This window comes from Rhizobium sp. AC27/96 (assembly GCF_001692325.1).
Classification (GTDB): domain Bacteria; phylum Pseudomonadota; class Alphaproteobacteria; order Rhizobiales; family Rhizobiaceae; genus Rhizobium.
The window spans coordinates 128358-151960 of sequence record NZ_LXKN01000009.1; the positions used below are offsets into that span (position 1 = coordinate 128358).

At 61.6% G+C, this 23603-nt stretch carries 23 protein-coding genes and 1 pseudogene; 12 read left to right on the forward strand and 12 right to left on the reverse strand.

Translation table 11 applies throughout. From position 1 onward, the window contains the following. Window positions 1–117: 117 nt before the first annotated feature. Window positions 118–1476 carry an Nramp family divalent metal transporter gene (locus A6U86_RS10190; protein WP_068390017.1) on the reverse strand — a complete coding sequence of 453 codons (1359 nt, stop codon included), beginning with the start codon at window positions 1474–1476 and terminating at the stop codon, window positions 118–120. Window positions 1477–1874: 398 nt separating this feature from the next. Further along, a complete protein-coding gene (locus tag A6U86_RS10195; RefSeq protein ID WP_068390167.1) occupies window positions 1875–2624 on the reverse strand; it encodes a tryptophan 2,3-dioxygenase family protein in 750 nt (249 codons plus the stop codon). Between the two features lie 151 nt (window positions 2625–2775). On the opposite strand from A6U86_RS10195, the gene A6U86_RS10200 reads away from it, so the two are divergent. Continuing rightward, window positions 2776–3246 carry an Lrp/AsnC family transcriptional regulator gene (locus tag A6U86_RS10200; protein WP_068390020.1) on the forward strand — a complete coding sequence of 157 codons (471 nt, stop codon included), beginning with the start codon at window positions 2776–2778 and terminating at the stop codon, window positions 3244–3246. Here the strand turns inward: A6U86_RS10200 and A6U86_RS10205 are convergent. Next, the gene (locus A6U86_RS10205) at window positions 3243–3869 is read right to left on the reverse strand and encodes a TetR family transcriptional regulator (RefSeq protein WP_068390023.1); all 627 of its coding nucleotides are present in this window, start codon (window positions 3867–3869) and stop codon (window positions 3243–3245) included. The genes A6U86_RS10200 and A6U86_RS10205 overlap by 4 nt on opposite strands. A gap of 202 nt (window positions 3870–4071) precedes the next feature. Here A6U86_RS10205 and A6U86_RS10210 point away from each other — a divergent pair, with 202 nt between their 5' ends. Both A6U86_RS10210 and A6U86_RS10215 read left to right on the forward strand, forming a co-directional pair. Then, on the forward strand, window positions 4072–5241 hold the full coding sequence (locus tag A6U86_RS10210; protein WP_068390026.1) for an efflux RND transporter periplasmic adaptor subunit: 1170 nt from the start codon (window positions 4072–4074) through the stop codon (window positions 5239–5241). Continuing rightward, window positions 5241–8399, forward strand: a pseudogene (locus A6U86_RS10215) (efflux RND transporter permease subunit). The gene A6U86_RS10210 and the pseudogene A6U86_RS10215 overlap by 1 nt, the downstream one beginning before the upstream one ends. A gap of 17 nt (window positions 8400–8416) precedes the next feature. On the opposite strand, the gene A6U86_RS10220 reads toward A6U86_RS10215, so the two are convergent. The 3 genes from A6U86_RS10220 to A6U86_RS10230 all read right to left on the reverse strand — a co-directional run bounded on the left by A6U86_RS10220 (window position 8417) and on the right by A6U86_RS10230 (window position 9769). Continuing rightward, window positions 8417–8824 carry a type II toxin-antitoxin system VapC family toxin gene (locus A6U86_RS10220; protein ID WP_068390027.1) on the reverse strand — a complete coding sequence of 136 codons (408 nt, stop codon included), beginning with the start codon at window positions 8822–8824 and terminating at the stop codon, window positions 8417–8419. A gap of 1 nt (window position 8825) precedes the next feature. After that, complete coding sequence (locus tag A6U86_RS10225) at window positions 8826–9059, reverse strand: AbrB/MazE/SpoVT family DNA-binding domain-containing protein (RefSeq protein ID WP_068390030.1); 234 nt, start codon at window positions 9057–9059, stop codon at window positions 8826–8828. Window positions 9060–9154: 95 nt separating this feature from the next. Further along, complete coding sequence (locus A6U86_RS10230; protein WP_068390033.1) at window positions 9155–9769, reverse strand: hypothetical protein; 615 nt, start codon at window positions 9767–9769, stop codon at window positions 9155–9157. Between the two features lie 317 nt (window positions 9770–10086). On the opposite strand from A6U86_RS10230, the gene A6U86_RS35595 reads away from it, so the two are divergent. Next, the gene (locus A6U86_RS35595) at window positions 10087–10242 is read left to right on the forward strand and encodes a hypothetical protein (RefSeq protein ID WP_198929041.1); all 156 of its coding nucleotides are present in this window, start codon (window positions 10087–10089) and stop codon (window positions 10240–10242) included. A gap of 12 nt (window positions 10243–10254) precedes the next feature. Here the strand turns inward: A6U86_RS35595 and hutC are convergent, their stop codons facing one another. Continuing rightward, window positions 10255–10974, reverse strand: a complete 720-nt coding sequence (gene hutC / locus A6U86_RS10235) for a histidine utilization repressor (protein ID WP_068390170.1) — start codon at window positions 10972–10974, stop codon at window positions 10255–10257. A 79-nt stretch (window positions 10975–11053) separates the two neighbouring features. Further along, on the reverse strand, window positions 11054–12397 hold the full coding sequence (locus A6U86_RS10240) for a formimidoylglutamate deiminase (protein ID WP_068390035.1): 1344 nt from the start codon (window positions 12395–12397) through the stop codon (window positions 11054–11056). A 101-nt stretch (window positions 12398–12498) separates the two neighbouring features. Here A6U86_RS10240 and hutI point away from each other — a divergent pair, with 101 nt between their 5' ends. Genes hutI through A6U86_RS10260 form a run of 4 tightly spaced genes read left to right on the forward strand, consistent with a single transcriptional unit; the run spans window position 12499 to window position 17546 of the window. Next, entirely contained in the window at window positions 12499–13755 is a 1257-nt protein-coding gene (gene hutI, locus A6U86_RS10245) for an imidazolonepropionase (RefSeq protein ID WP_068390038.1), read from the forward strand. Continuing rightward, entirely contained in the window at window positions 13752–15287 is a 1536-nt protein-coding gene (gene hutH / locus A6U86_RS10250) for a histidine ammonia-lyase (protein WP_068390041.1), read from the forward strand. Before hutI ends, hutH begins: the two co-directional genes overlap by 4 nt. 1 nt (window position 15288) lies before the next feature. Then, window positions 15289–16974 (forward strand): urocanate hydratase, encoded by a 1686-nt coding sequence (gene hutU, locus A6U86_RS10255; RefSeq protein WP_068390044.1) that lies wholly within the window; start codon window positions 15289–15291, stop codon window positions 16972–16974. A gap of 2 nt (window positions 16975–16976) precedes the next feature. After that, complete coding sequence (locus A6U86_RS10260; RefSeq protein WP_068390047.1) at window positions 16977–17546, forward strand: HutD family protein; 570 nt, start codon at window positions 16977–16979, stop codon at window positions 17544–17546. A 57-nt stretch (window positions 17547–17603) separates the two neighbouring features. Here A6U86_RS10260 and A6U86_RS10265 read toward each other — a convergent pair whose 3' ends face one another. Then, the gene (locus tag A6U86_RS10265; RefSeq protein WP_158008743.1) at window positions 17604–18020 is read right to left on the reverse strand and encodes a hypothetical protein; all 417 of its coding nucleotides are present in this window, start codon (window positions 18018–18020) and stop codon (window positions 17604–17606) included. 277 nt (window positions 18021–18297) lie between these two features. Between A6U86_RS10265 and A6U86_RS10270 the strand changes: the two genes are divergently transcribed. The 3 genes from A6U86_RS10270 to A6U86_RS10280 all read left to right on the forward strand — a co-directional run bounded on the left by A6U86_RS10270 (window position 18298) and on the right by A6U86_RS10280 (window position 21014). Then, window positions 18298–18960, forward strand: coding sequence for a sulfite oxidase-like oxidoreductase (locus A6U86_RS10270; RefSeq protein ID WP_068390053.1), 663 nt, complete (start codon window positions 18298–18300; stop codon window positions 18958–18960). Window positions 18961–19165: 205 nt separating this feature from the next. After that, window positions 19166–20626, forward strand: a complete 1461-nt coding sequence (locus A6U86_RS10275; RefSeq protein WP_068390056.1) for an MFS transporter — start codon at window positions 19166–19168, stop codon at window positions 20624–20626. Between the two features lie 82 nt (window positions 20627–20708). Then, window positions 20709–21014: a hypothetical protein gene (locus tag A6U86_RS10280; RefSeq protein ID WP_068390058.1), complete on the forward strand. Its 306-nt coding sequence runs from the start codon at window positions 20709–20711 to the stop codon at window positions 21012–21014. Window positions 21015–21036: 22 nt separating this feature from the next. Here A6U86_RS10280 and A6U86_RS10285 read toward each other — a convergent pair whose 3' ends face one another. Both A6U86_RS10285 and A6U86_RS10290 read right to left on the reverse strand, forming a co-directional pair. Then, window positions 21037–21432, reverse strand: coding sequence for a type II toxin-antitoxin system VapC family toxin (locus A6U86_RS10285; protein WP_068390061.1), 396 nt, complete (start codon window positions 21430–21432; stop codon window positions 21037–21039). Beyond that, window positions 21432–21653 (reverse strand): type II toxin-antitoxin system VapB family antitoxin, encoded by a 222-nt coding sequence (locus A6U86_RS10290; protein ID WP_068390064.1) that lies wholly within the window; start codon window positions 21651–21653, stop codon window positions 21432–21434. The genes A6U86_RS10285 and A6U86_RS10290 overlap by 1 nt, the downstream gene beginning before the upstream one ends. A gap of 190 nt (window positions 21654–21843) precedes the next feature. Here A6U86_RS10290 and A6U86_RS10295 point away from each other — a divergent pair, with 190 nt between their 5' ends. Next, the gene (locus A6U86_RS10295; RefSeq protein WP_068390067.1) at window positions 21844–23034 is read left to right on the forward strand and encodes an acetyl-CoA C-acyltransferase; all 1191 of its coding nucleotides are present in this window, start codon (window positions 21844–21846) and stop codon (window positions 23032–23034) included. 172 nt (window positions 23035–23206) lie between these two features. Here the strand turns inward: A6U86_RS10295 and cueR are convergent, their stop codons facing one another. Then, window positions 23207–23599 carry a Cu(I)-responsive transcriptional regulator gene (cueR, locus tag A6U86_RS10300; RefSeq protein ID WP_068390070.1) on the reverse strand — a complete coding sequence of 131 codons (393 nt, stop codon included), beginning with the start codon at window positions 23597–23599 and terminating at the stop codon, window positions 23207–23209. Window positions 23600–23603: the final 4 nt, after the last annotated feature.

A 23603-nucleotide genomic window follows, 5' to 3' on the forward strand; every position in this document is an offset into this window, starting at 1 on the left:
GCAGACTGCGGTGGGCCCAAACTAGGGCAAATCGTGGCAAAATCTAGGCAAATATTACGAGTCCGTTAATTGCCGTGATCGTCCACAGGTCCAGATTCGCGTGTTCGGGGTGATTCGTCAACTGAAGATGGTGTCGTAGAGCAGCTTGAAGTTCAGCACCAGAATGATTGCGGCGACTAGCCAGGAGAGGACGGCAACGCCCCTGGAAACGACGAAACTGCCCATTTTCTCGCGATTCGTAACGAATTGGACCAGTGGAATGACCGCGAAGGGTAGCTGCATGGACAGGATGACCTGGCTGAGCACGAGCAGGTTGGCAGTACCTTTTTCACCATAAATGGCGGTCACGAACACAACTGGAATAATTGCGAGGCCGCGGGTCAAAAGTCGCCTTGCCCAGTGCGGAATCCGCAGGCGAAGGAAGCCTTCCATCACAATCTGGCCGGCAAGCGTCGCCGTAACGGTCGAATTGAGGCCCGAGGCGAGCAGTGCGACAGCAAACAGGGTCGAGGCGATGCCGAGGCCGAGCAGGGGCGACAACAATTCATATGCATCGCCGATTTCGGCGACATCGGCATGTCCGCTATCGTGGAAGGCGGCGGCGGCGACGATCAGGATGGCGGCGTTGACGAAGAGCGCCAGCATCAGGGCGATGGTGCTGTCGAGCGTCGCCCATTTGATGGCGTCGCGGCGGCCCTCGTCGTTGCGCTTGTAGGCGCGGGTCTGCACGATCGAGGAATGCAGGTAGAGATTATGCGGCATGACGGTCGCGCCGATGATGCCCATGGCGATGTAGAGCATCGCCGGATTGGTGACGATCTCTGGCGACGGAATGAAACCGTCGAGGATTGCTGCAACAGGCGGCGCCGCCGCGGCGATCTGCACGGCAAAGCAGGTGGCGATGACGATCAGCAGTGCGATGACGAAGGCTTCGAGGTAGCGGAAGCCCTTGCTCATCAGAAGCAGCAGCAGGAAGGCATCCAGCGCCGTGATCAGCGCGCCGCCGATCAGCGGAATTCCGAACAGCAGCTGCAAAGCGATCGCCGTGCCGATGACTTCGGCGAGATCGCAGGCGATGATGGCGAGTTCGCAGGCAAACCACAGAACCAGGCTGACGGGCCGGGGATAATGATCGCGGCAGGCCTGGGCGAGATCGCGGCCGGTAACGATGCCGAGCCGGGCGGACAGCGCCTGCAGCAGGATTGCCATCAGGTTCGACAGCATGATGACGGCGAGCAGCGTGTAGCCGAATTGCGCGCCGCCGGCGAGGTCGGTCGCCCAGTTGCCGGGGTCCATGTAGCCGACTGAGATCATGTAACCCGGTCCGGCGAAGGCAAGCAGGCGCCGGATCCAGCTACCGGCATGGGGCACTTTTACCGTGGAATTGACTTCAGGAAGGCTTGGGCGGTCGTCTTCATCTGCACTGGCGAATTTCCACGCGCGCTGTCGCGTGGCGGCTTCCTGAATCTGCGTCATAGGGGCTCCGGGAGAGACGAATTGTGAACTACCTAAATAAATATGCCAGATATCAAGATTATGCAACATGCTATATTTCTTGGTTTTGGCATTTTTATCGAGTCGGAAAGCCCGGATTCAGGCGGTTCTCATTCTTGATAAAGGTGGCGTGGCTGTATCCTCGACGCGGCGAGGCCGGTCGATTCGCACGTAGCGGGGAGGGAGGCGGCCGATCGGAACGGTCCGCGATAAGTACATGCCGGTGAGGACGATGCGTCGGGGATGATGTGTTCGGCAAGGCAAGCCGCATTCCGCGGCTTGTCACTGCCTGTTTCGCAAGGTTGCGGCTGGCAGGTTTGCCATCGGATATTGGCATCCTCCGCCGCGTCGGGTGACGGAGGGTGGCTTCCGATCAGCGCCTATTCGGCGGCGTCGTGTTTGGAAATGGAATCGCGGACCACGCCATATTGGCCGCCCCAGCGATCGGTCATCTCGGCGCGGATATCCCAGAGCTCGGGAAAGAAGCGATGGCGCGTGCCGGCCTGCAGCAGCTCGACCGGGCGTCCCTTGAGGGATTTCGAACCGAGCCCGATGGAACGCTGGATCAGGTAGATGTGGTTGGCGCGGAATTTCTGGAACAGTTCGTCATATTCCACCAGCGCTTCGGCGACCACGTAGCTGTCGCCGTGATCGTACTTGCTGTCATAGATATCTTCGACCGTCAGGCCTGGGGCATCGAGATAATACGTCTTGAAGGCGTGCCAGAGGTCCGGCGGCATGCGCAGCAGGAATTTGAAGCCGGGCGATTCCTGGCCGCTGCCATTGCCGAGTTGCAGGCGAACTTCCTGGTACTCTCTTGGCGACATGGTTTCCAGGAGATCGAGCTGGGTGGTCATCATGCGCATGAGGCGATGCACGCGGCCCATGAGGGTGACGACGCGGTGCGTGTTGCGCTCCTCCATGAAGCCGATGACGTCGACCAGCGAATAGGCGATGAGCTTCATCCAGAGCTCTTCCACCTGATGAACGATCTGGAATTGCAATTCGTCGCCGTTGACCATGCCGTTCAACGGCTTCTGACAGGCGAGCAGCTTGTCGCATTGCAGATAAACGCCGTAGTCGCGCATGTCAGGCGCTTCGATGCGGGCGTAGTAGTCTTCCTTTTGCATCTTCGTTCCCTTTTCATCCGGCCCGCGGCCGCCAAGCATGTTTGCTCTTCATGAAGAGTACGAAGTTTCGGGTCGAACATTGTTCCTATTTGTCATTCAAAATGGCAAAATGAGAGTACGATCGATCGCTTATAGAGACTAGGAGAGAACGATGGAGCTGGACGCGCTCGACCGCAAGATCATCGCCGCATTGGAGGTCGATGCCCGCATCTCGTTCGCGGCGCTTGCCGATCTCGTCGGTCTCAGCAAGACGCCATGCTGGAAGCGGGTGAAGGCTTTGGAGGAGGCTGGAGTAATCCGGGGCTACAGGACGGCGCTGGATCCGGCCCGGCTCGGCTTCGGGCTGGAGGCTTTCGTGCAGGTATCGATTGATGTCGAGCGTTTCGATGCCTTCGAAGCCGCCGTGCGCCGTCATCCGCTGATCTGGCGCTGTCATGCGACCACGGGCGAGGCCGACTATCTCCTGCATATCTTGGCCACAGACATGGCGGCGCTCGACCGGCTGTTGCGGCAGGAACTCAACAGGCTGCCCGGCGTGCGCCATACCGTGACGTCGATGTCGACGCGGGAGATCAAGTCGGACATTTCATTGGCCGAGGCGGCGCGGCACGCGGATAGCTAGTTGCCGGCACCGCCATGCCGCATCGATCCGACGAGGCTGCGGACCAGCCTGTCGCCGACATCGACCAGCGGGAATGATTTCCCCGATCGGAGCCATTCGGCGAAGAGGCCGTTCATCGAGCATTGAAGGGCGCGGGCCGCGGCATTGATCGTCCATCGCGATGCAAGCGTGCCCTGTTGATCAGCCATCTCGATCAGCTTCTGCAGCTTGCCGAACATTTCCTCGTTGGCGGTGATGATGCGCTGGGCGGCGTCGGAAAGATGCTCGGTGAATTCGCAGCCGAGAATCATGATGGCGAAGACCCGCTGCTGATGCTCGTCATTTGCCAGAATATGCAGAACCTCGATCGCGCCTTGCTCGATGAGGCCGAGCGGATCGTCATGGCCATGTTCGATGGCATAGTCGACGATCGCTTCCTGCGGCAGGCGGATCTCGCGGTGCAGCGCCGTCAGGACCTCGGCCTTGTCCTTGAAATGCCAGTAGATCGCGCCGCGCGTCACGCCGGCGCGCTGAGCGATCTTCTCGAGGCTCGAGCCGCTGACGCCATTCTCGTAGAAAATCTCGGCGGCGGCAGTCAGGACTTCTTCCCTTGTCTTGGCTGCATCTTCCTTGGTTCTGCGCATGCTCCTCCTAGAAGCTTTCCTGAGACGAAAGGGGGTCTTTCCGCCGCACTCTATCTATTTGATTTAAAGAGATAATACCCAGACCGCACGTGCAGTTCCGGATATCACGCAAAAAATCGCATCGATTTGATATTTACAATCATTCATGTATGTTTGTATATTGCGCCGCAACAAAAATGTCTGAGATCGCGGTGATTTTCCCATGACGACGCAACATTCTTTCCTCCTGCGCAACAGCCTTATGGCAGCAGGGCTGCTTATTTTCAGCGCATTTCCCTCCCTCGCGCAGCAGGCCGGCCAGATGCCGCCGCCGCAGGTGACGGCGATCGATGTCAAGCCCCAGACCGTATCGCTCACCTATGAATATGCTGCGCGCATCTCCGCCTTTAGGCAAGTCGATGTGCGGGCCCGGGTCGGCGGTATCCTGTTGAAAAGGAACTTTGTCGAGGGTGCCGAGGTCAAGGCTGGCGATGTGTTGTTCCGGATCGATCCGGCAACCTACCAGGCGGCGCTGGCACAGGCACAGGCGCAATTGCAGCAAAGCCAGGCGCAATTGGCCCAGGGACAGCGCGAGGAGAAGCGCAACGTTACGCTCTTCCAGCAGAATGCCGCGACACAGAAGGCCCGCGACGATGCCATTTCAACCCGAGAGCTGGCAGAAGCAGCCGTTGCCGCCGCGCAGGCGCAGCTTCAGACGGCGCAGCTCAATCTCGATTATACCCAGGTGACGGCGCCCATCGGCGGTATCACCAGCCTGGAGCAGGTCTCCGAAGGCAGCCTCATCGGCACCACGGGCGATACGGGCCTGCTCACCAGCATCACTCAGCTCGATCCGGTCTACGTCAATTTCTCCTTCTCGGATTCGGAAGCTGCCGAAGTGCGCAAGCTCATCGACATGAAGAAGGCCAAGGGCGAGGCGCCCAATCTCGGCGTCAAGATCTCCTTCGGTGACGGCACGAGCTACGATCATGACGGCGCCGTCGACTTCACCTCTTCCACGATCGATGTGTCGACGGGTACGCTGCAGGCGCGCGCCGTGGTCGACAATCCCGATCGCCGGCTGCTGCCGGGCCAGTTCGTGCGCGCCAGGGTGACGGGCGTTTCGCTCGACAATGCCATCACCATCCCCGAAGTCGCCTTGATGCAGAGCCCGCAGGGCCAGTTCGTCTACACGATCGACCAGGATGGAAAGGCGCATGTCAATCCGGTGACGCTCGGCCAGAAGCTCGGCAATAGCTGGCTGGTGCTCTCTGGCCTGAAGGCCGGCGACAGGCTGATCACCGAAGGCATCATCAAAGTACGTCCGGGCGCACCGGTACAGGCGACGGCGGATGCAGCGCCTAAAGACACGAAAAAGGTGGTGCAAAACTGATGTTGGGCAACAGATTCTTCATCGACCGCCCCGTTTTCGCGGCGGTTATCTCGATCGTCATCCTGCTTGCGGGCGCCGTCTGCATCCGCATCCTGCCGATCGCGCAATATCCCGAGCTGACGCCGCCGCAGGTCGTGGTCACCGCGACCTATCCCGGCGCCAGCGCCGAAACTGTAGCGCAGACCGTTGCTGCTCCGCTGGAGCAGCAGATCAACGGCGTCGAAAACATGCTCTACATGCAGTCGACGAACTCCAACAGCGGCGCGATGCAGATCACCGTGACCTTTGCGCTCGGCACGGATCCAGACCAGGCTGCGATCAACGTCAACAACCGCGTGCAGCGGGCGGTCTCGACCCTGCCGCAGGACGTGACGCGCCTTGGCGTCGTCGTCACCAAGCGCTCGACCTCGATCCTCGGCTTCGTGGCGATGTACTCGACCGACAGCCGCTATGACCGCACCTATGTCGGCAATTATGCGCTTTTGAACGTCATCGACGATCTCAAGCGCATTCCCGGCATCGGCGATGTCAACCTGCTCGGCGATGTCGATTATTCGATGCGCATCTGGCTGCGGCCGGACAAGCTCGCGCAATATAATCTGACGCCGAGCGATGTCGCGACCGCCATCCAGGAGCAGAATTCGCAGTTTGCCGCCGGCCGCTTCGGCGATCAGCCCAGCAACAATCCGCAGGCCTTCACCTAGACGGTGACGACACAGGGCCGCCTGCCCGATGTCGAAGGCTTCGGCGAGATCATCCTGCGCTCGACCAGCAATGCTGCGACGCTACGATTGAAGGATGTCGCGCGCATCGAGCTCGGCACCAAGAGCTATTCGACCCAGAGCAGCCTCAACGGCACGCCGGCCGTGCCGATCGCCGTCTATCTGCAGCCGGGCGCCAATGCCTTGAATACGATGGCGGCGCTGAAGTCGCGCCTCGACGAGCTGCAAAAGTCCTTCCCGCAAGGGGTCGCCTATCAGATCCCCTATGACACGACGAAGTTCATTCAGGTGTCGATCGAGGAGGTGGTCAAAACCTTCATCGAGGCGATCCTCCTCGTCATCATCGTGGTCTTCGTGTTCCTGCAGAACTGGCGGGCAACCCTGATCCCGGTCATCGCCGTGCCGATCTCGATCATCGGCACATTCGCCGGCATGTATCTGCTCGGGTTCTCGATCAATCTCTTGACCCTGTTCGGGTTGGTGCTGGCCATCGGTATCGTGGTCGACGACGCCATCGTCGTGCTCGAAAACGTCGAACGACTGATGTCGACGGAGAAACTGTCGCCGAGAAAGGCAGCCATCAAGGCGATGGGCGAAGTCACGGGGCCGGTTATCGCCATCGTGCTGGTGCTCTGCGCCGTGTTCATTCCGGTCTCCTTCATGGGCGGGCTGGCGGGCCAGATGTACAAGCAGTTCGCCGTCACCATCGCGATCTCGGTCACGCTATCGGGCATCGTGGCGCTGACGCTGACGCCGGCGCTCTGCGCGCTGATCCTGAAACCCGGCCATCACGAGCCGATCCTGCCCTTCCGTATCTTCAACCGCGCTTTCGAGCGCTTGACCGCGGGCTACGCCGCCGGTGTCGCCTTCTTCCTGAAGCGTGTCATCGTCGGCTGCGTGCTCGTTGCCGGCCTGCTCGGCGTCACCGGCTATCTCTTCTATACGCTGCCGGGCTCGCTGGTGCCGGATGAAGACCAGGGTTCGCTGTTCCAGATCGCCATCCTGCCGCCGGCGGCGTCGCTGACGCGCACCCAGGCCGTTATGGATGAGGCGCTTGTGAACACCGAGAAGCTTCCCGGCGTCGAGAACGTCTTTGCCGTCTCCGGCTTCGACTTGCTCTCGGGCGGCCTGAAGAGCAGCGCCGGCGTCGCCTTCGTGACGCTGAAGGACTGGAGCGAGCGCAAGACGCCCGAGCTCGATGCCCGCAATCTCGCAGGCCCGTTGATCGGCGCCAACATGGGCATCAAGGATGCCATGGTGCTTGCCTTCAACCCGCCGCCGATCCAGGGCCTGTCGACCACGGGCGGTTTCGAGGTCTATGTGCAGGACCGCAGCGGCAAGGGCGTCGCGGGGCTTTCCGAACAGGCACAGAAGCTTGTCGCGGCGGCCTCCAAGCGGCCGGAGCTGGCGGCCGTGCGCACGACGCTCGACGCCAACGTCCCGCAGTTCCGCGCCGATCTCGACCGCGAAAAGGCGAAGGCGCTCGGCGTGCCGATCAACTCGGTCTTCGATGCGATGCAGGCGACCTTCGGCAGCCTCTACGTGAACGACTTCACGCTCTACGGCCGCAACTATCAGGTCAACCTGCAGTCGGAAGCGCCCTTCCGCGAATCGCCCGACGATCTGCGTCAGGTCTTCGTGCGCTCCGACAGCGGCAAGATGATTCCGCTCGATGCGCTCATCAAGGTGGAGCGCGTCATCGGCCCGGACCAGCTCGAACGCTACAATGCCTTCAATGCCGCCAAGATCACCGGCAATCCGGCGCCCGGCTACACGTCAGGCGATGCGATCAAGGCCATGCAGCAGGTGGCGGCCGAGACATTGCCGGAGGGATTCCAGATCGCCTGGACGGGGTCTGCCTATCAGGAGCTGGAGACCAGCGGCGCCGGCACTCAGGCAATGATCTTCGGCGTCATCATGGTGTTCCTGATCCTTGCCGCACAGTATGAGAAGTGGAGCCTGCCGCTCGCCGTCATCACCGCGATCCCGTTCGCGCTGTTCGGTGCGCTGCTCGCCACCTATCTGCGCGGGCTCACCAACGACGTCTACTTCCAGATCGGCATGGTGACGCTGATTGGCCTGGCGGCAAAGAACGCCATTCTGATCGTCGAATTCGCGGTGCTGAAACGCAAGGAAGGCATGGGTGCGGCCGAAGCGGCGCTCGAGGCGGCGCGGCTGCGCTTCCGCCCGATCGTGATGACCTCGCTCGCCTTCATCCTCGGTGTCGTGCCGCTCGCCATCAGCACCGGCGCCGGCTCGGCCAGCCGCCACGCCATCGGCACCGGCGTCATCGGCGGCATGCTGGCAGCGACCTTCATCGCCACCTTCTTCATCCCGATGTTCTATCGTCTCATCGCTTGGAAGCAGCCGAAGCCGGTAGAGGATGACGAGGACGATGCGATCGATCATCGCCCGCATGCGCAGGCTGCGGAGTAGGGTATCCTGCTCCGCGCTCAGCCCGGCTGTGGACTGATGAGCGTGACGGACTTGAAGTAGGTCTGGAAGCGCTTCGTGTCGCGGGTCAGCAGCGGCAAGCCGTTGACGGCAGCATGAGCGCCAATGAAGAAATCGGGCAGGACGCCGCCGCGTGTCCCGCCCGATTTGCGATATTGGGTGAAAACCTTGGCGGCAAGGAAGAGTGCTGCCCGGGGGATCGGCATGATATCGATGCCGGTTTCGGCGAGCATGGTGTCGAGATCTTCTATCCGGTCGTAGCGAACCGAGATTTCGGCATAGACGACGTCGTTGATGCGGAGTGGCCCGAGGAGGCTTGCGGCATCGAGTTGCGCCAGCGACCAATCGTACCACACCGGATCATTGGTGATGATATCCAGGAGGATATTGGAATCGATGAGGATCACGTCAGCCTTCGCCGCGTGTCAAAGCCATGATTTCATCCGTGCTCATGCCTTTCCCGGCATGCCCGCGAAACTTGGCAAACCGGCTCACCTGATCGCCCGCATCCACAGGTACAAGTACGATGTTGCCGTCAGCCGCCCGGCGAAAGTCGACCTGGCTACCAGGCCCGATTCCCAGCATGTCGCGAACTGCCTTGGGAATCGTGACCTGTCCCTTTGCTGTAACGGTCGTACTCATGGCCCGCCTCGGTAATGATCTCTGAAACAGAGGTATTACTTTTGGCGGCCGAGTTCAAGGTAACCGGTCTCTCCGCGCGTCGGAGCGCTGAACGATCACATCGGCGGCATGGTGCCGTTGAGGCCGACGGCGACGCGGTCGGCGGAGACCGTGGTTGCGTTGGTCTGCTCGCCGGTGATGAAGACGCCGGCGCCGGGTTTCACGTCGGCCTTCGTGGCTGCCGCCAGCGTGACGACGGGCGTGCCCTTGGGAATGCTGATCTTGCGCTGTCCGCCCTTGTAGGTGAGCGTCAACGTCGGGCCGTTCACAGATGTCACGGCGTCGGCGACGGTCGCGTTGGTCATGGAGCTGTTCGGCGCCGAATCCCAGGGGCGGTCGCCCTCTCCGGTGCCTTTCATCGCGGCCGGGAAGATGACGACTTCTATGGCGCCGTTGATGCCGCTATCGGTCGGCTGCGAGGCGATGCCGACGAAATCGCCCGGCTTGATATCGCCAACCGCCGCCTGGACGACGCCACTGACCTTCCAGCCGGATTTCAGCGCGACCGTCACGTCGCTGCCGTCGCGGGACTTGACCTTGAGCGTATCGCCATCGAGGCTTTCGACGGTGCCGCGCACCTTGACGCGCTCGGCGGCATCAACGCTTTGCAGCGCGGCGAACATTGCGACGGTGAGCGTCAGCGCACCCGTGATCAGGTGTTTGCTATGCATGGGCGGGGGTCTCCCTTGAGTGTCGGCCGAGCGGCGTGCCGGTCGTGTTGGATGCGATGCCGAGCCGGTCAACGGGATTTTCCTGCGCAGACAGAGGGGCTTGGCTATCGACGCGGTGATCCTATGCGCCGGCTGTGCCGTTCGCCATTCAAACAAGCGTGAGATGAGAGTGACAGCGTGCCCGAGGCGTGATCGAGAAAAACCGAGATAAATGCAAAAACATCAAACTTTGCTTAAGGTTTGACGCTACATTGTCGCCGTTGTCTCGAAATCCCTATCGCGCCATTGCGCTGGGCTGGGGAGATTGGAGAACCGATATGGCCGCGATTCGTCCACTTCTGATCGGCATCATTCTGATTCTGGCACTGGTGTTGATTGCGCTCAGTATTCTGCTGGTTGATCCCTCCCAGCCGCTGCGTCAATCCGACAGCCTCATACCCATGCATACGGAACCCGCGCAGCAGCGGCCGTGACAAGCGTGCGGATCAGCTCGAGGGCGTAAAGCGTGCCACCAGACTATGACGATCACCCGGATAGGTGAGCCGAACATGGGTTATAGGGCCGCTTGAACTCCATGTGCGCCGTTCGACCACAAGGCAGGCCGTGCCCTTGGCGACACCAAGGCTCGCGGCCTCGTCGCCCTCGACGGAGATGGCGCGGATCTGGTGCTCGGCGGTGCTCCAGGGCACTTGATTGAGCAGCCAGGGGCCTGGCGGCAAGGCCGCGAAATCGGCCTTGGCCGCGTCCGGCACGGCATCGAGGTTGATCACGCGATTTTCCAGACAGAAGGGTCGCGGGCCGGCATAGTGGATGCAGTTGATCTCGATTACCGGGACCGAGCCGGCAAACTGCAGCCGGCGCGCGTCTTCAGCGCGACCCCGTCGCTCGGAGATTTTCACAAGCTTGTGCGAATAAGGCAGATTGAGCGACTGCACTTCCGATTTGATGTCGTGGATTTCCAGCACCGCCGATTGCGCCTGCGGATGGGTAACGAAACTGCCCGAGCGCTTTCGACGCTCGATGAGACCGGCGCGGGCAAGCTGTGTCAGTGCCTTGTTCACCGTCATGCGCGAGCAGTCATACTGCTCCGCCAAGGCGAGTTCAAAGGGAATGCGATGCCCCGGCGGCCACGCGCCGGAGACGATCTGGCTCTCGATATCGCTCAGGATACGCTGATGCAGGGTCGCCTCTTTAGTCGTGGCCATGCCGCCTATCATTTCCGTGTGAGACATCGAACTTGCGCACACTGTTTAAGGATCAATCGATGGAAGGAAAAGCGGTTTCTTAACCGATGAGTTCAGCCATCACCTGCCGGAATCGCGCAGAGATTGTCTCTCTCTTGATGTGGCGACCTGCCGCGACCTGCTTCTTGCCCAGGGCCCAGACGCCGTCGACGGTGACGCCGCCGGCGAATGTCCAATGATCGAGGATCTGGTCGCCGGAGAGATAGGGTACTGCGCTGACATCCAGGGAAACGATGTCGGCATGGTTGCCGACGGCAAGTCCGGCCGGGGCTTTCAATGCCGTGCCACCGCCTGCCAGTGCGCCATCGAACAGTTTCCGCGCTGTCGAGCCGCCCGACGAGGCGATGACGTTGCGGGCGCGCAATGCGAGGCGCTGCGAATATTCCAGCTGCCGCAATTCTTCCGGAACGGAGATCAGGACATTGGAATCCGAGCCTATGCCGTAGCGCCCACCTTCCTCCAGGAAGAGGGGAGCGGCAAAGGCGCCGTCGCCGAGATTGGCTTCGGTAATGGGGCAGAGGCCGGCGATCGCGCCGCTCCTTGCCATCCGCCGGGTTTCATCCTCGGTCATGTGCGTGGCATGGATCAGGCACCAGTGCTCATCGACAGGCGCGTTGTCGAGCAGCCATTGCACCGGGCGTGCACCCGACCATGCGATGCAATCCTCGACTTCCTTCACCTGCTCGGCGACATGGATATGGATTGGCCCGTCGCCGGCGATCGGCACCAGTTTTGCCAGTTCTTCGGGTGTGACGGCGCGCAGGCTGTGCGGTGCGATGCCGAGTTCGGCGCCGGGCAGGCGGCTCGTCACCGTGCGGCAGCCTGCCATCAGCGCTTCGAAGCTTTCGGTGGAATTGATGAAGCGGCGCTGGCCTTCGATGGGGGCTGTGCCGCCGAAGCCGGAATGGGCGTAGAAGACCGGGAGCAGCGTCAGCGCGATACCGGTTTCGGCGCTGGCGGCGCCGATGCGCTCTGCCAGTTCGGCGATATTGGCGTAGGGGCTGCCATCCCTGTCGTGGTGCAGGTAATGGAATTCGCCGACACGGGAGAAGCCTGCCTCCAGCATTTCCATATAGAGCTGTGCTGCCACAGCCTCGACATGCTCGGGGGTCATCGACAGCGCGAACTTGTACATGACGGTGCGCCAGCTCCAGAAGCTGTCGTTGGCCGGGCCGCGAACTTCGGCAAGGCCGGCCATGGCGCGCTGGAAGGCGTGGCTGTGCAGGTTCGGCACCGCCGGCACCAGAATATCCTGCCTGTCGTCGCCAGCTTCGGGCGCGACATCGACGGCAATGCCGGCAATCCGGCCGTCTTCGAGGGTCAGCCGTACATTCTCGTGCCATCCGTCGCCGAGCAGTGCCGAGCGTGCATGAAGTGTCGTCATGGTGTCACCCTTTCCTTTTGAACTTGGAGTCCAAAATCCCTCTTGTCAGCCTTTTTAATATGTATATACATTATAGGCCAGTGAGGAAAGGCGTAAAGCTGATGGGTGGGAACAATTTTTCCGAAGATGGTAAGGCAAGCGACGGCGCAACCCGCGTCTGGCGCAATGCTCGTCTGGCGACCCTGAAAGAGGGTGAGGCCCGGCTCGGCACGATCGAGAATGGCGCGATCCTGACCAAGGGCGGCCGGATCATTTTTGCCGGCGGCGAAGCCGATCTGCCCGATACTTCCGGTGCTGAAATCATCGATCTCGAAGGACGTTGGGTGACCCCCGGCCTCGTCGATTGCCACACCCATATCGTCTATGGCGGCAATCGCGCCCGCGAATTCGAGATGCGGCTGGAGGGCGCGAGCTACGAAGAGATTGCTCGTGCTGGCGGCGGCATCGTCTCATCCGTCAAGGCGACGCGGGCGCTGTCGGTCGACGAGCTTGTTGCTGCTGCCTTGCCGCGCCTCGACACGCTGCTGTCCGAAGGCGTCACCACCATCGAGGTGAAGTCGGGATACGGCCTGAATATTGAATCCGAATTGAAGATGCTGCGGGCCGCGCGCAAGCTGGAGACAGTCCGTCCGGTTCGTGTCGTCACCTCCTATCTCGGCGCGCATGCGACGCCAGCCGAGTATAAAGGCCGCAACGGCGACTATATTGACGATGTCGTGTTGCCCGGATTGAAGCAGGCTCATGCCGAAGGTCTTGTCGATGCCGTCGATGGCTTCTGCGAAGGCATCGCCTTCTCAACGGCGGAAATCGCTCGTGTCTTCGATCTCGCCCGGTCACTCGGCATTCCGGTGAAGCTGCATGCCGAACAGCTTTCCAATCTCGGCGGCGCCAAGCTTGCCGCTTCCTACGGCGCGCTTTCGGCCGATCACGTCGAATATCTCGATGAAGATGGCGTCAAGGCCATGGCTGAGGCCGGCACCGTTGCCGTGCTCCTGCCCGGCGCCTTCTATGCCATCAACGAAAAGCATAAGCCGCCGGTTCAGGCCCTGCGGGATGCGGGCGTCTCGATTGCCATCGCCACGGACTCCAATCCCGGCACGTCGCCGCTGACTTCACTGCTTTTGACCATGAACATGGCTGCTACCCTTTTCCGTCTCACGGTCGAGGAATGCATTGCCGGCGCCACCCGGGAAGGCGCGCGCGCCCTTGGTCTTCTTGGCGAAACCGGTACGCTCGAAGCCGGAAAGTCGGCCGATTTTGCCATCTGGGATGTCGAAAGCCTGGCGGAGCTTGTCTACCGCATCGGCTTCAATCCGCTCCATGCACATGTTTTCAAGGGAAAGAGGTTCAACCGATGACTGTCGTTCTCCATCCGGGCTCCGTCTCGCTGCAACAGCTGGCGACGATCTATTGGAGCGGTGAGCCGGCTAAGCTTGATGCCTCCTTCGATGCTGGCATCGCCAAAGCCGCCGCTCGTATCGCCGAGATTGCCGCCGGTAATGCGCCGGTTTACGGGATCAATACCGGCTTTGGCAAACTGGCATCGATCAAGATCGACAGCGCCGATGTCGCCACGCTACAGCGCAATCTCATCCTGTCGCATTGCTGCGGCGTCGGCCAGCCGCTGCCCGAGAACGTCGTTCGCCTGATCATGTCGCTGAAGCTGGTTTCGCTCGGCCGTGGCGCCTCCGGCGTGCGACTGGAGCTGGTGCGGCTGATCGAAGGCATGCTCGACAAGGGCGTCGTTCCGGTCATTCCGGAAAAGGGTTCTGTCGGCGCATCGGGCGACCTTGCTCCGCTGGCACACATGACTGCGGTCATGATGGGCCATGGCGAGGCCTTCTATGCCGGCGAGCAGCTCTCCGGCGCAGCAGCGCTTGAAAAGGCCGGCCTGAAGCCGGTCGTGCTGGCTGCCAAGGAAGGGCTGGCACTCATCAACGGCACGCAGGTATCGACGGCGCTTGCGCTTGCCGGTCTTTTCCGCGCCCATCGCGCCGCTCAGGCAGCTCTCATCACCGGCGCCATGTCCACGGATGCGGCCATGGGTTCCTCGGCGCCATTCCATCCCGACATTCATACGCTGCGTGGCCACAAGGGCCAGATCGATACCGCCGCCGCCCTTCGCGGCCTGCTTGCCGGTTCCGTGATCCGCGAGAGCCATATCGAGGGCGACGAGCGCGTGCAGGATCCCTATTGCATCCGCTGCCAGCCGCAGGTGGATGGCGCTTGCCTCGATCTTCTGCGTTCTGTCGGCCGCACGCTGGAAATCGAAGCCAATGCCGTCACCGACAATCCGCTCGTGCTGTCCGACAATTCGGTCGTCTCCGGCGGCAACTTCCATGCCGAGCCGGTTGCCTTCGCCGCCGACCAGATCGCCCTTGCCGTCTGCGAAATCGGCGCAATCGCACAGCGCCGCATCGCGCTGCTCGTCGATCCCGCGCTGAGCTACGGCCTGCCGGCCTTCCTCGCCAAGAAGCCAGGCCTGAATTCCGGCCTAATGATTGCTGAAGTGACGTCCGCCGCGCTGATGTCGGAAAACAAGCAGATGTCGCACCCGGCTTCGGTCGACTCGACGCCGACTTCCGCCAACCAGGAAGACCATGTGTCCATGGCCTGCCACGGCGCGCGCCGCCTGCTGCAAATGACCGACAATCTCTTCGCCATCATCGGCATAGAAGCGCTGACCGCCGCCCAGGGCGTCGAGCTGCGTGCGCCACTGACGACCAGCCCGGAGCTGACCCTTGCCATCTCGGTGATCCGCAGCGTCGTGCCGTCGCTCGAAGAAGACCGCTATATGGCAAATGACCTCAAGGCCGCCAGCGACCTCGTCGCTTCCGGCGCGCTCAATGCCTCGATTTCAACCGACATCCTGCCCTCCTTGGAGATGTGACATGACCAACCCACGCCATAATATCCGCGAAATTCGCGCACCACGCGGCACGGAGCTCAACGCCAAGAGCTGGTTGACGGAAGCGCCGCTGCGCATGCTGATGAACAACCTCGATCCCGACGTTGCGGAAAACCCGAACGAACTGGTCGTCTATGGCGGCATCGGCCGCGCCGCCCGCACATGGGACGACTTCGACCGTATCGCCGCGACGCTGAAGACGCTGAACGAAGACGAGACGCTGCTCGTGCAATCCGGCAAGCCGGTCGGCGTGTTCCGCACGCATAAGGATGCGCCGCGCGTGCTGATCGCCAACTCCAACCTCGTGCCGCATTGGGCGACCTGGGATCACTTCAACGAGCTGGATAAGAAGGGCCTTGCGATGTACGGCCAGATGACGGCCGGCTCGTGGATCTACATCGGCACGCAGGGCATCGTGCAGGGCACCTACGAGACCTTCGTGGAAGCCGGCCGCCAGCATTATAATGGCAACCTCAAGGGCAAGTGGATTCTGACCGGCGGTCTCGGCGGCATGGGCGGCGCACAGCCGCTGGCGGCCGTCATGGCCGGCGCCTGCTGCATCGCCGTTGAAAGCGATGAGACCCGCATCGATTTCCGCCTGCGTACCCGTTACGTCGACGAGAAGGCAAAGACGCTTGATGAAGCGCTGGCTCTGATCGACAAGTGGACGAAGGCCGGCGAAGCCAAGTCTGTCGGCCTGCTCGGCAATGCCGCTGAAATCTTCCCCGAACTGGTGAAGCGCATGAAGGCCGGCGGTCCGCGTCCGGATATCGTCACCGACCAGACCTCCGCGCACGACCCGCTGAACGGCTACCTGCCGGCCGGCTGGACCGTCGCCGAACACAAGGCAAAGCGCGAGAGCGACCCGAAGGCCGTCGAAGCTGCCGCCCGCGCTTCGATGCGGGTTCATGTCGAAGCCATGGTCGATTTCTGGAACGCCGGCGTACCGACGCTCGACTACGGCAACAATATCCGTCAGGTCGCCAAGGATGAAGGTTTCGAAAATGCCTTCGCCTTCCCGGGCTTCGTGCCGGCCTATATCCGCCCGCTGTTCTGCCGCGGTATCGGTCCGTTCCGTTGGGCTGCTCTTTCGGGCGATCCGGAAGATATTTACAAGACCGACGCCAAGGTGAAGGAACTCACCCCCGGCAACACCCATCTGCACAACTGGCTTGATATGGCGCGCGAGCGCATCGCCTTCCAGGGCCTGCCGGCGCGCATTTGCTGGGTCGGTCTCGGCGATCGCCACCGCCTCGGCCTCGCCTTCAACGAAATGGTTAGGAACGGCGAGCTGAAGGCGCCTGTCGTCATCGGCCGCGACCATCTCGACTCCGGCTCGGTCGCCTCCCCGAACCGCGAGACGGAAGCGATGAAGGACGGCTCGGATGCCGTTTCCGACTGGCCGCTCTTGAACGCTCTGCTCAACACCGCCTCCGGCGCTACCTGGGTATCGCTGCATCACGGCGGCGGCGTCGGCATGGGCTTCAGCCAGCATTCGGGCATGGTCATCTGCGCCGACGGCACGGATGATGCGGCCCGCCGCCTTGGAAACGTTCTCTGGAACGACCCGGCGACCGGCGTCATGCGCCATGCCGATGCCGGCTACGACATCGCCATCGATTGCGCCAAGGAGCAGGGCCTGCGCCTGCCGGCCATCCTGGGGAACTGAAGATGAAGCTGCTGCGCGCCAGTGACCACAAGCGCATGCCCTGGAAAAACGGCGGCGGAGAAACGGTCGAGATCGCCGTTTCACCCGACGGCGTGGGGCTTGCCGACTTCGATTGGCGCGTCAGCATGGCGACGGTTGCCTCGGACGGACCGTTCTCGGTCTTTCCGGGCATCGATCGTACGCTATCCATTATCGAGGGAGAGGGAATGACCCTCTTCATCGAAGGTCGCGAGCCGGAGCGTCTGACGCAGGCGAGCGACCCGCTGCCCTTCGCAGCCGATGCGCCAACCTCGGCGACCTTGATCGATGGCACCATCATCGATCTCAACGTCATGACGCGGCGTGGACGCTTTACGCATTCGGTGCGGCGTGTTTCGGTTGACGGGACCATCAAGCTCGCCCCTCGTGGCGGGGTCAGCCTTATCCTTTGTCATCGCGGCCAAGCCGAAGTCGCCAGGCTTTCGCTTTCGGCATTGGATTGCCTGCTTCTGGAAGCGGGTGAGCCGGAAGTAGACGTTTCCGGAAAAGCGGAGCTATTTCAGATTGATATTCAGGCCAATCGCCGTCGCTAGGCGAAGACAGCCAGCCGAAGTGATGGGCTCTATTTTTCCTTTCGAGATCGCGGCAATCTAGGCCGGTACGCGTTGCGGGGAGCCGTTCTCGGGAGTCCTCGCCGGTACCTTGTAGGCGCGGTAGTAGAGATCGACCGCAGCTGCAATTTCCCTGAACTGCGTATCGAACTGGCCGCGCCTGATCAAAACCGGCCGCGGGCGTTTCGATCTCTTCCAGATTTTTGCGACCAGGCCTTCGCTCAGGCTGTTCTTGCCTTCCACATTGACGAATATGGTCGCGGCCTTCGCCGTTCTTGGGTCCATGGTGGCGAAGATCACGCCATCCATATGCTGCCAAGGAATGAAGCCGGGGGCAATCCGGATGTCCTGAATGCCCTGGGGACCGATCGTTATCACCGGCGTCACAAAGTCGCGGCGAAAATATTCGTATACCGCAAAAGCAATAAAGAAAATCAGCATCGGCAACAGGATCATTGCGAGGAAACGCACTGGGCCTTCCTTTATCAGCATGGCTGCGAGCCCTGCTGCAAGGAAGCAATAGATTACCAATATGATTCTGAAGCTGGATCTTGAGTACCTGATTTCGCGAACGGATGTGATGTCGGTGTTCAAGCTTGCCCCCTTCATCTTGCTTGTCGAGGCATAGCACCGCGCTCGCCGAGATGTCACCAGCCGATTGATTGGCGCATCCCTGACTTGACACCCGAGCCGCCGCGCGGCTCCAATACAAGCTGTTTCCTAGGGAGTTCCCATGAGCGACGATCAGATCCCCGCCGATAGCAAGCTCACCACGTCCAAACGCCGCTGGGTAGCGGAGGGCAAGTTTCTGACCGGGCGCATCAGCCGGCCCGAGACCGAGCGGCTGCCGCCGGGGCAACATCTCGTCAAGAACTGGCCGGTGCTCGATCTTGGCGAGCAGCCGCATGTCTCCCTGTCGAGCTGGCGGCTCGATGTATTTGGCTTCGTGGAAAAGCGGCTCAGCCTCGATTGGGCCGCTTTCCAGGCGATGGAGCAAAGCAGCCGTGTCAGCGACATTCATTGCGTGACGACATGGTCGCGCTACGACAATCGCTGGGAAGGGGTTTCGACGCGTGATCTGCTTGATCTCGTCATGCCGACCGTCGAGGCGCAGCATGTGCTGCTGACCAGCTATGACGGGTACACCACCAATCTGCCGCTTTCGGATTTTGCCGCCGAGGACGCCATCCTTGCCACCGCCTGGGAAGGCCAGCCGCTGACGCGCGAGCATGGCGGGCCGATGCGTCTCATCGTGCCGCATCTCTATTTCTGGAAGAGCGCCAAGTGGCTGAGCCGTATCGAGCTGATCGGTGCCGACAGGGCCGGTTTCTGGGAAAAGAACGGTTACCACATGTATGGCGATCCCTGGCGCGAGCAGCGTTATTCCGACGACTGACGTCCTGGCGGTGGTGCGGATCTCGGCTCCCGGCCAAGAAAGCGGGCAAGGATCGCGTTTTCTTATGTAACGGTGTCAATTTTTGATGGATCCGGCAGGCGTTTGCGGCTTTGCAAGTCGCGATCATGGGCGTATTCATTGATCCTATGATTGCTGTCGGGCGAGCCCGGCCACCCCATAACACCATCCTCTGAAATACCATGCCATGACCGTTGTCCGGACTACAGAGCAGCCTTCCGAGACCAGTTTCGGCCGGCAGTCTCGTATCATCGCCTTTGTCGTTGCCGTCGCCTTCTTCATGCAGATCCTCGACGGCACCATCGTCACGACGTCGCTGCCGCAGATGGCGAGCACATTCGGCGTCGAGCCGGTGTCGATGAGCATCGGCATAACAGTCTATCTGCTGACCATGGCCGCTTTCGTGCCGCTCGCCGGCTGGGCGGGCGATCGCTACGGCGCTCGGCGGGTGTTTCTGGCGTCGATCACCATCTTCACGGTGGCGTCGCTGTTTTGCGGCCTTTCCGGCAATCTGACGGAGTTCGTCATTGCTCGAGCCGTGCAGGGTATCGGCAGCGCGCTGATGACGCCCGTGGGGCGCATCATCGTCTTGAAGAATGCCCGCAAGTCGGATCTCGTGCATGCGATGTCGATGATCACCTGGCCGGCGCTGACGGCGCCCGTCATCGGCCCGGTGCTTGGCAGCGTCATCACCACCTATCTCAGCTGGCACTGGAACTTCCTGATCAACCTGCCGATCGGCATCATCGGTCTCGGTCTCGTCCTGCGCTACGTGCCGGACCAGCGCGAGGAGAAGGTGGCGCCGCTCGATTTCGTCGGCTTCCTCCAGTCGGCGGCAGGATTGACCTTTCTGCTCGCCGGTCTGGAATTCGTCGTCCAGGGTACGACCGCTCTCGTCGCCAGCGTCGGCCTGATTGCCGTCGGGGTGGTCTTCTCCGTCATCGCCACCCGACATTTCATGCGGGTGGATGCGCCCCTGCTCGATCTCTCCGCCTTCAAGATCCAGACTTTCGCCATGTCGACGCTATCGGCCGGGACGGCAAGCCGGGTGGCGATCAACGCCACGCCCTTTCTGCTGCCGCTGCTCTTCCAGGTGGGCTTCGGCCAGAGCGCGATCGACGCCGGTACCTATCTTCTGTTCTATTTTGCAGGCAATCTCGGCATGAAGGCGATCACGACGCAGATGCTGAGGGCTTTCGGCTTTCGCAATGTGCTTGTTGTCAATGGCCTGATCTCGTCCGCCTGTATCGGCGGTTTCGCATTCGTGTCGCCATCGACATCGAACTGGCTGATCTATTGCGTGCTGCTGGCCGCCGGGCTCTCGCGTTCGATGAACTTCACCGCGCTGAATACGCTGGGCTTTGCCGATATCCACGCGTCGCAGCGCAGTTCGGCTTCGACCTTGTCCAGCATGCTGCAGCAGGTGTCGCTGCTGCTCGGTGTCGCGGTCGCGGCTGCCGTTCTCAATCTTTCGCGCACTCTCCATGGCGGAGAGGTGCTTTCCCTCATCGATTTTCGCTGGGCTTTCATCGTCGTCGCCCTGATCGGTGCGGTGTCTTCGCTGCGTTTCATCAGCCTTCCGCACGACGCAGGGGCGGAGGTGTCGCGGCACAAAATCAACACATCCTCAAAACCTTCAAACTCTTAACGATATTGGGATACAAGCCGCTGTAAATCGGCTAACCAGTTCCCATATGAAAAGAGCTTCAACCCCCACAGGAGGCAGTCTGATGCTGCTCAAAACTCTCGCTATTTCCGCTCTCGTCATCGGCATGTCCAGCGGCGCAATGGCGGAACAGGTGCACAAGCATCATCCCAAGCGCGTCAAGGTCGAGGCGGTTCAGACCGATGTCGGCAATGTCGACCACTCGAAGGACGCGATCCTTCCGGATGGCACGATCAACACCGATCCGTCGGTAACCGGTCCGATTCGCGCCGGCGACACGATGTCCCGGCTGCAATGCGCTGCGGCACCGAATTCTGTCGGCGCGCGCGCGAGCGCATTTTCGGCAGGCTCGGCCTCGCTTTGCCCTTGATGTCAAAACGATATCGAATGGCTCAGGTCAGTTCGATATCGGTTTGAGTGAACCGGTCGCTTTTCGACAATAGCGGCTGGCGATAATAGCGAGCGCAGGCATAGGTCATGCAATCGTCGAGGCTGAGGCGCGCCGTATGGCCGCCTTGGCCGTATTGCTCATAAGCTTCCGCCGCCACAAAGGCCGCGCGCGGCGGCACTGCGAGAAGCTGGATATTCATCAACTGCAGAAAAGTGCGCACCGCTTCGCCGGCCTCGGTTGGCGGCAGGCCGAGCATTTCTGATATCTCGATTGCTGTATGCGCCGCCGCGAGCGGGGATGTCATTCGCGCCGTTGCCGACTGCATGCGGTTGGCGAAGGCCCTTGCCTCGCCCTCGTCGGTCATCATTGCCGACAGGACGGTGTGATCGATGAACATCAGGCATCCCCCGCCGTACTATCGGCTTTGGCGGAAGCCTTCTGCTTGAGATTGCGGCAGAAGGTGACGGCGATATCGGCCAGAGCCGGCTTGGTCAGTTCCTCATCCAGCGCCTTCTGAAGTGCCAGCCTCACGGCCTCGGTCTTGGTGGGTGTCTTGGTCAGCGCCTGATAGCGGCGCGCCAGCCGGTCGATGGCGTCATCTTTGATGTAAAGTGGCATGAGATATCCATTTTTCTATATGGGATATCCATAGGATATGTCCCTCGCAGAGGCAATTGCGTCTTTGTCGTCGTTGGGCGGAGGAGCGATTTAATCGGCTTGTGTCTTCACGATAGTTAGATGACGATCGTCATCTAACGTGTTAGCAATAGACTTCGAAGATGTCGTTTGCAGACTGTGAGGAGATGTCATGCCCGCTATCGATCCCGTTGTCATCGTTTCCGCCACGCGCACGCCGCTCGGCCGCTTTCAGGGAGAGCTCTCATCCTTGCAGGCGCCCGAACTTGGCGCGCATGTCATCCGGGCTGCGCTGGAGCGCGCGGGGTTGCCGGCTGACCGGGTGGATGAAGTCTTGTTCGGCTGCGTCCTGCCCGCAGGACAAGGACAGGCACCGGCCCGGCAGGCCGCACGCGGGGCTGGCCTGCCGGATGTCGTCGGCGCGACGACGATCAACAAGGTCTGCGGCTCGGGCATGAAGGCGACCATGCTGGCGCATGACCTGCTGCTCGCCGGCTCGGCCTCGATCGTGGTGGCAGGCGGCATGGAATCGATGTCGAACGCGCCCTATCTGCTGGCCAAGGCGCGAGGCGGTTATCGCATGGGCCATGACCGTATCTTCGACCACATGATGCTCGACGGGCTGGAAGATGCCTATGAGAAAGGCCGCTCCATGGGCGACTTCGGCGAAATGGCAGTAGAGGCCTACCAGTTCACCCGCGACGATCAGGATGCTTATGCCGTGGAGACCTTGTCGCGCGCCCGCGCCGCGGGTGAAAACGGCGCCTTCGGGGCCGAGATCACCCCGATCTCGGTGGCTGCCAAGGGCGGTCCGGTGACAATTGCCAAGGACGAGCATCCGCAAAAGGTTTCGCCGGAAAAGATCCCGACCCTGAAGCCCGCCTTCCGCAAGGATGGCACCATCACGGCTGCCAGCGCCTCGGCCAATGCCGATGGCGCGGCCGCGCTGATACTGACGCGTCGCTCGATTGCCGAGCGTGAGGGCTTGCCGATCCTTGCCGAGATCAAGGCGCATGCCACCCATTCGCAAGAGCCGGCCTGGTACACCACAGCGCCGATCCCGGCGATCCGCAAGGTGCTTGATAAAACAGGCTGGAAGGTTGGCGATGTCGATCTCTTCGAGATCAACGAGGCCTTCGCCGTCGTCGCCATGGCCGCCGCCAAGGACCTTGGCATTGCGCGCGATCGCCTCAACATCAATGGCGGCGCCTGCGCACTCGGCCACCCTATCGGCGCGACAGGGGCGCGGCTGATCGTGACGCTGCTGCATGCGCTTCAGCGCCAAGGCTCAAAACGCGGCATCGCAGCGCTCTGCATCGGTGGCGGCGAGGCGACTGCGATTGCGGTGGAGCGGGTTGGGTGAAGGGCGGGCCGCCTCGTCCTTCGAGGCCCAGTCGCTTCCGCTGACGCTTCATCGCCTGGGCACCTCAGGATGAGGCGGAGAGAACGCGCACTTGCCGAAGGGATCAGCCCTCACCCTGAGGTGCGTAGGCTGAAGGCCGGAGCCTCGAAGGGCGAGTGCGGGTGGCTCGGCGCTATTGCGTGCGCTCCGACAGTTCCTCCAGAATCGGGCAATCCGGCCGCTCATTGCCGTGGCAGGCGTGCACGAGGTGTTCCAGCGTGCGGCGCAGCTCCGTGAGTTCGCGAATCTTGCGGTCGATCTCGGTGAGCTTGGTGCTGGCGATGTCCTTGACGTCGGCGCTGGCGCGGCTCTTGTCTTCGTAGAGCGCCAGCAGCTGCCGGCACTCCTCGACCGAGAAGCCGAGGCCGCGCGAGCGATGCAGGAAGCGCAGCTTGTGCACGTCGTCGGCGCGATAGTCGCGATAGCCGTTGTCGCTGCGGTCGGGACGGATGAGGCCGATATCCTCATAGTAGCGGATGGTCTTGGCCGGCAGGCCGGAGCGGCCGGATGCTTCGCCGATGTTCATGTGC

Bases quoted from the DNA above. Each gene is read 5' to 3' on its own strand.
- hutC (WP_068390170.1), bottom strand. From the start codon at position 10,974: ATGGCCACGACTAAAGAGGCGACCCTGCATCAGCGTATCCTGAGCGAT.
- hutI (WP_068390038.1), top strand. From the start codon at position 12,499: ATGGGTGGGAACAATTTTTCCGAAGATGGTAAGGCAAGCGACGGCGCA.
- A6U86_RS10290 (WP_068390064.1), bottom strand. From the start codon at position 21,653: ATGCCACTTTACATCAAAGATGACGCCATCGACCGGCTGGCGCGCCGC.
- A6U86_RS10280 (WP_068390058.1), top strand. From the start codon at position 20,709: ATGCTGCTCAAAACTCTCGCTATTTCCGCTCTCGTCATCGGCATGTCC.
- A6U86_RS10265 (WP_158008743.1), bottom strand. From the start codon at position 18,020: ATGATCCTGTTGCCGATGCTGATTTTCTTTATTGCTTTTGCGGTATAC.
- hutH (WP_068390041.1), top strand. From the start codon at position 13,752: ATGACTGTCGTTCTCCATCCGGGCTCCGTCTCGCTGCAACAGCTGGCG.
- A6U86_RS10200 (WP_068390020.1), top strand. From the start codon at position 2,776: ATGGAGCTGGACGCGCTCGACCGCAAGATCATCGCCGCATTGGAGGTC.
- hutU (WP_068390044.1), top strand. From the start codon at position 15,289: ATGACCAACCCACGCCATAATATCCGCGAAATTCGCGCACCACGCGGC.
- A6U86_RS10295 (WP_068390067.1), top strand. From the start codon at position 21,844: ATGCCCGCTATCGATCCCGTTGTCATCGTTTCCGCCACGCGCACGCCG.
- A6U86_RS10225 (WP_068390030.1), bottom strand. From the start codon at position 9,059: ATGAGTACGACCGTTACAGCAAAGGGACAGGTCACGATTCCCAAGGCA.
- A6U86_RS10260 (WP_068390047.1), top strand. From the start codon at position 16,977: ATGAAGCTGCTGCGCGCCAGTGACCACAAGCGCATGCCCTGGAAAAAC.
- cueR (WP_068390070.1), bottom strand. From the start codon at position 23,599: ATGAACATCGGCGAAGCATCCGGCCGCTCCGGCCTGCCGGCCAAGACC.
- A6U86_RS10230 (WP_068390033.1), bottom strand. From the start codon at position 9,769: ATGCATAGCAAACACCTGATCACGGGTGCGCTGACGCTCACCGTCGCA.
- A6U86_RS10205 (WP_068390023.1), bottom strand. From the start codon at position 3,869: ATGCGCAGAACCAAGGAAGATGCAGCCAAGACAAGGGAAGAAGTCCTG.
- A6U86_RS10240 (WP_068390035.1), bottom strand. From the start codon at position 12,397: ATGACGACACTTCATGCACGCTCGGCACTGCTCGGCGACGGATGGCAC.
- A6U86_RS10270 (WP_068390053.1), top strand. From the start codon at position 18,298: ATGAGCGACGATCAGATCCCCGCCGATAGCAAGCTCACCACGTCCAAA.
- A6U86_RS10210 (WP_068390026.1), top strand. From the start codon at position 4,072: ATGACGACGCAACATTCTTTCCTCCTGCGCAACAGCCTTATGGCAGCA.
- A6U86_RS10285 (WP_068390061.1), bottom strand. From the start codon at position 21,432: ATGTTCATCGATCACACCGTCCTGTCGGCAATGATGACCGACGAGGGC.
- A6U86_RS35595 (WP_198929041.1), top strand. From the start codon at position 10,087: ATGGCCGCGATTCGTCCACTTCTGATCGGCATCATTCTGATTCTGGCA.
- A6U86_RS10275 (WP_068390056.1), top strand. From the start codon at position 19,166: ATGACCGTTGTCCGGACTACAGAGCAGCCTTCCGAGACCAGTTTCGGC.
- A6U86_RS10190 (WP_068390017.1), bottom strand. From the start codon at position 1,476: ATGACGCAGATTCAGGAAGCCGCCACGCGACAGCGCGCGTGGAAATTC.
- A6U86_RS10195 (WP_068390167.1), bottom strand. From the start codon at position 2,624: ATGCAAAAGGAAGACTACTACGCCCGCATCGAAGCGCCTGACATGCGC.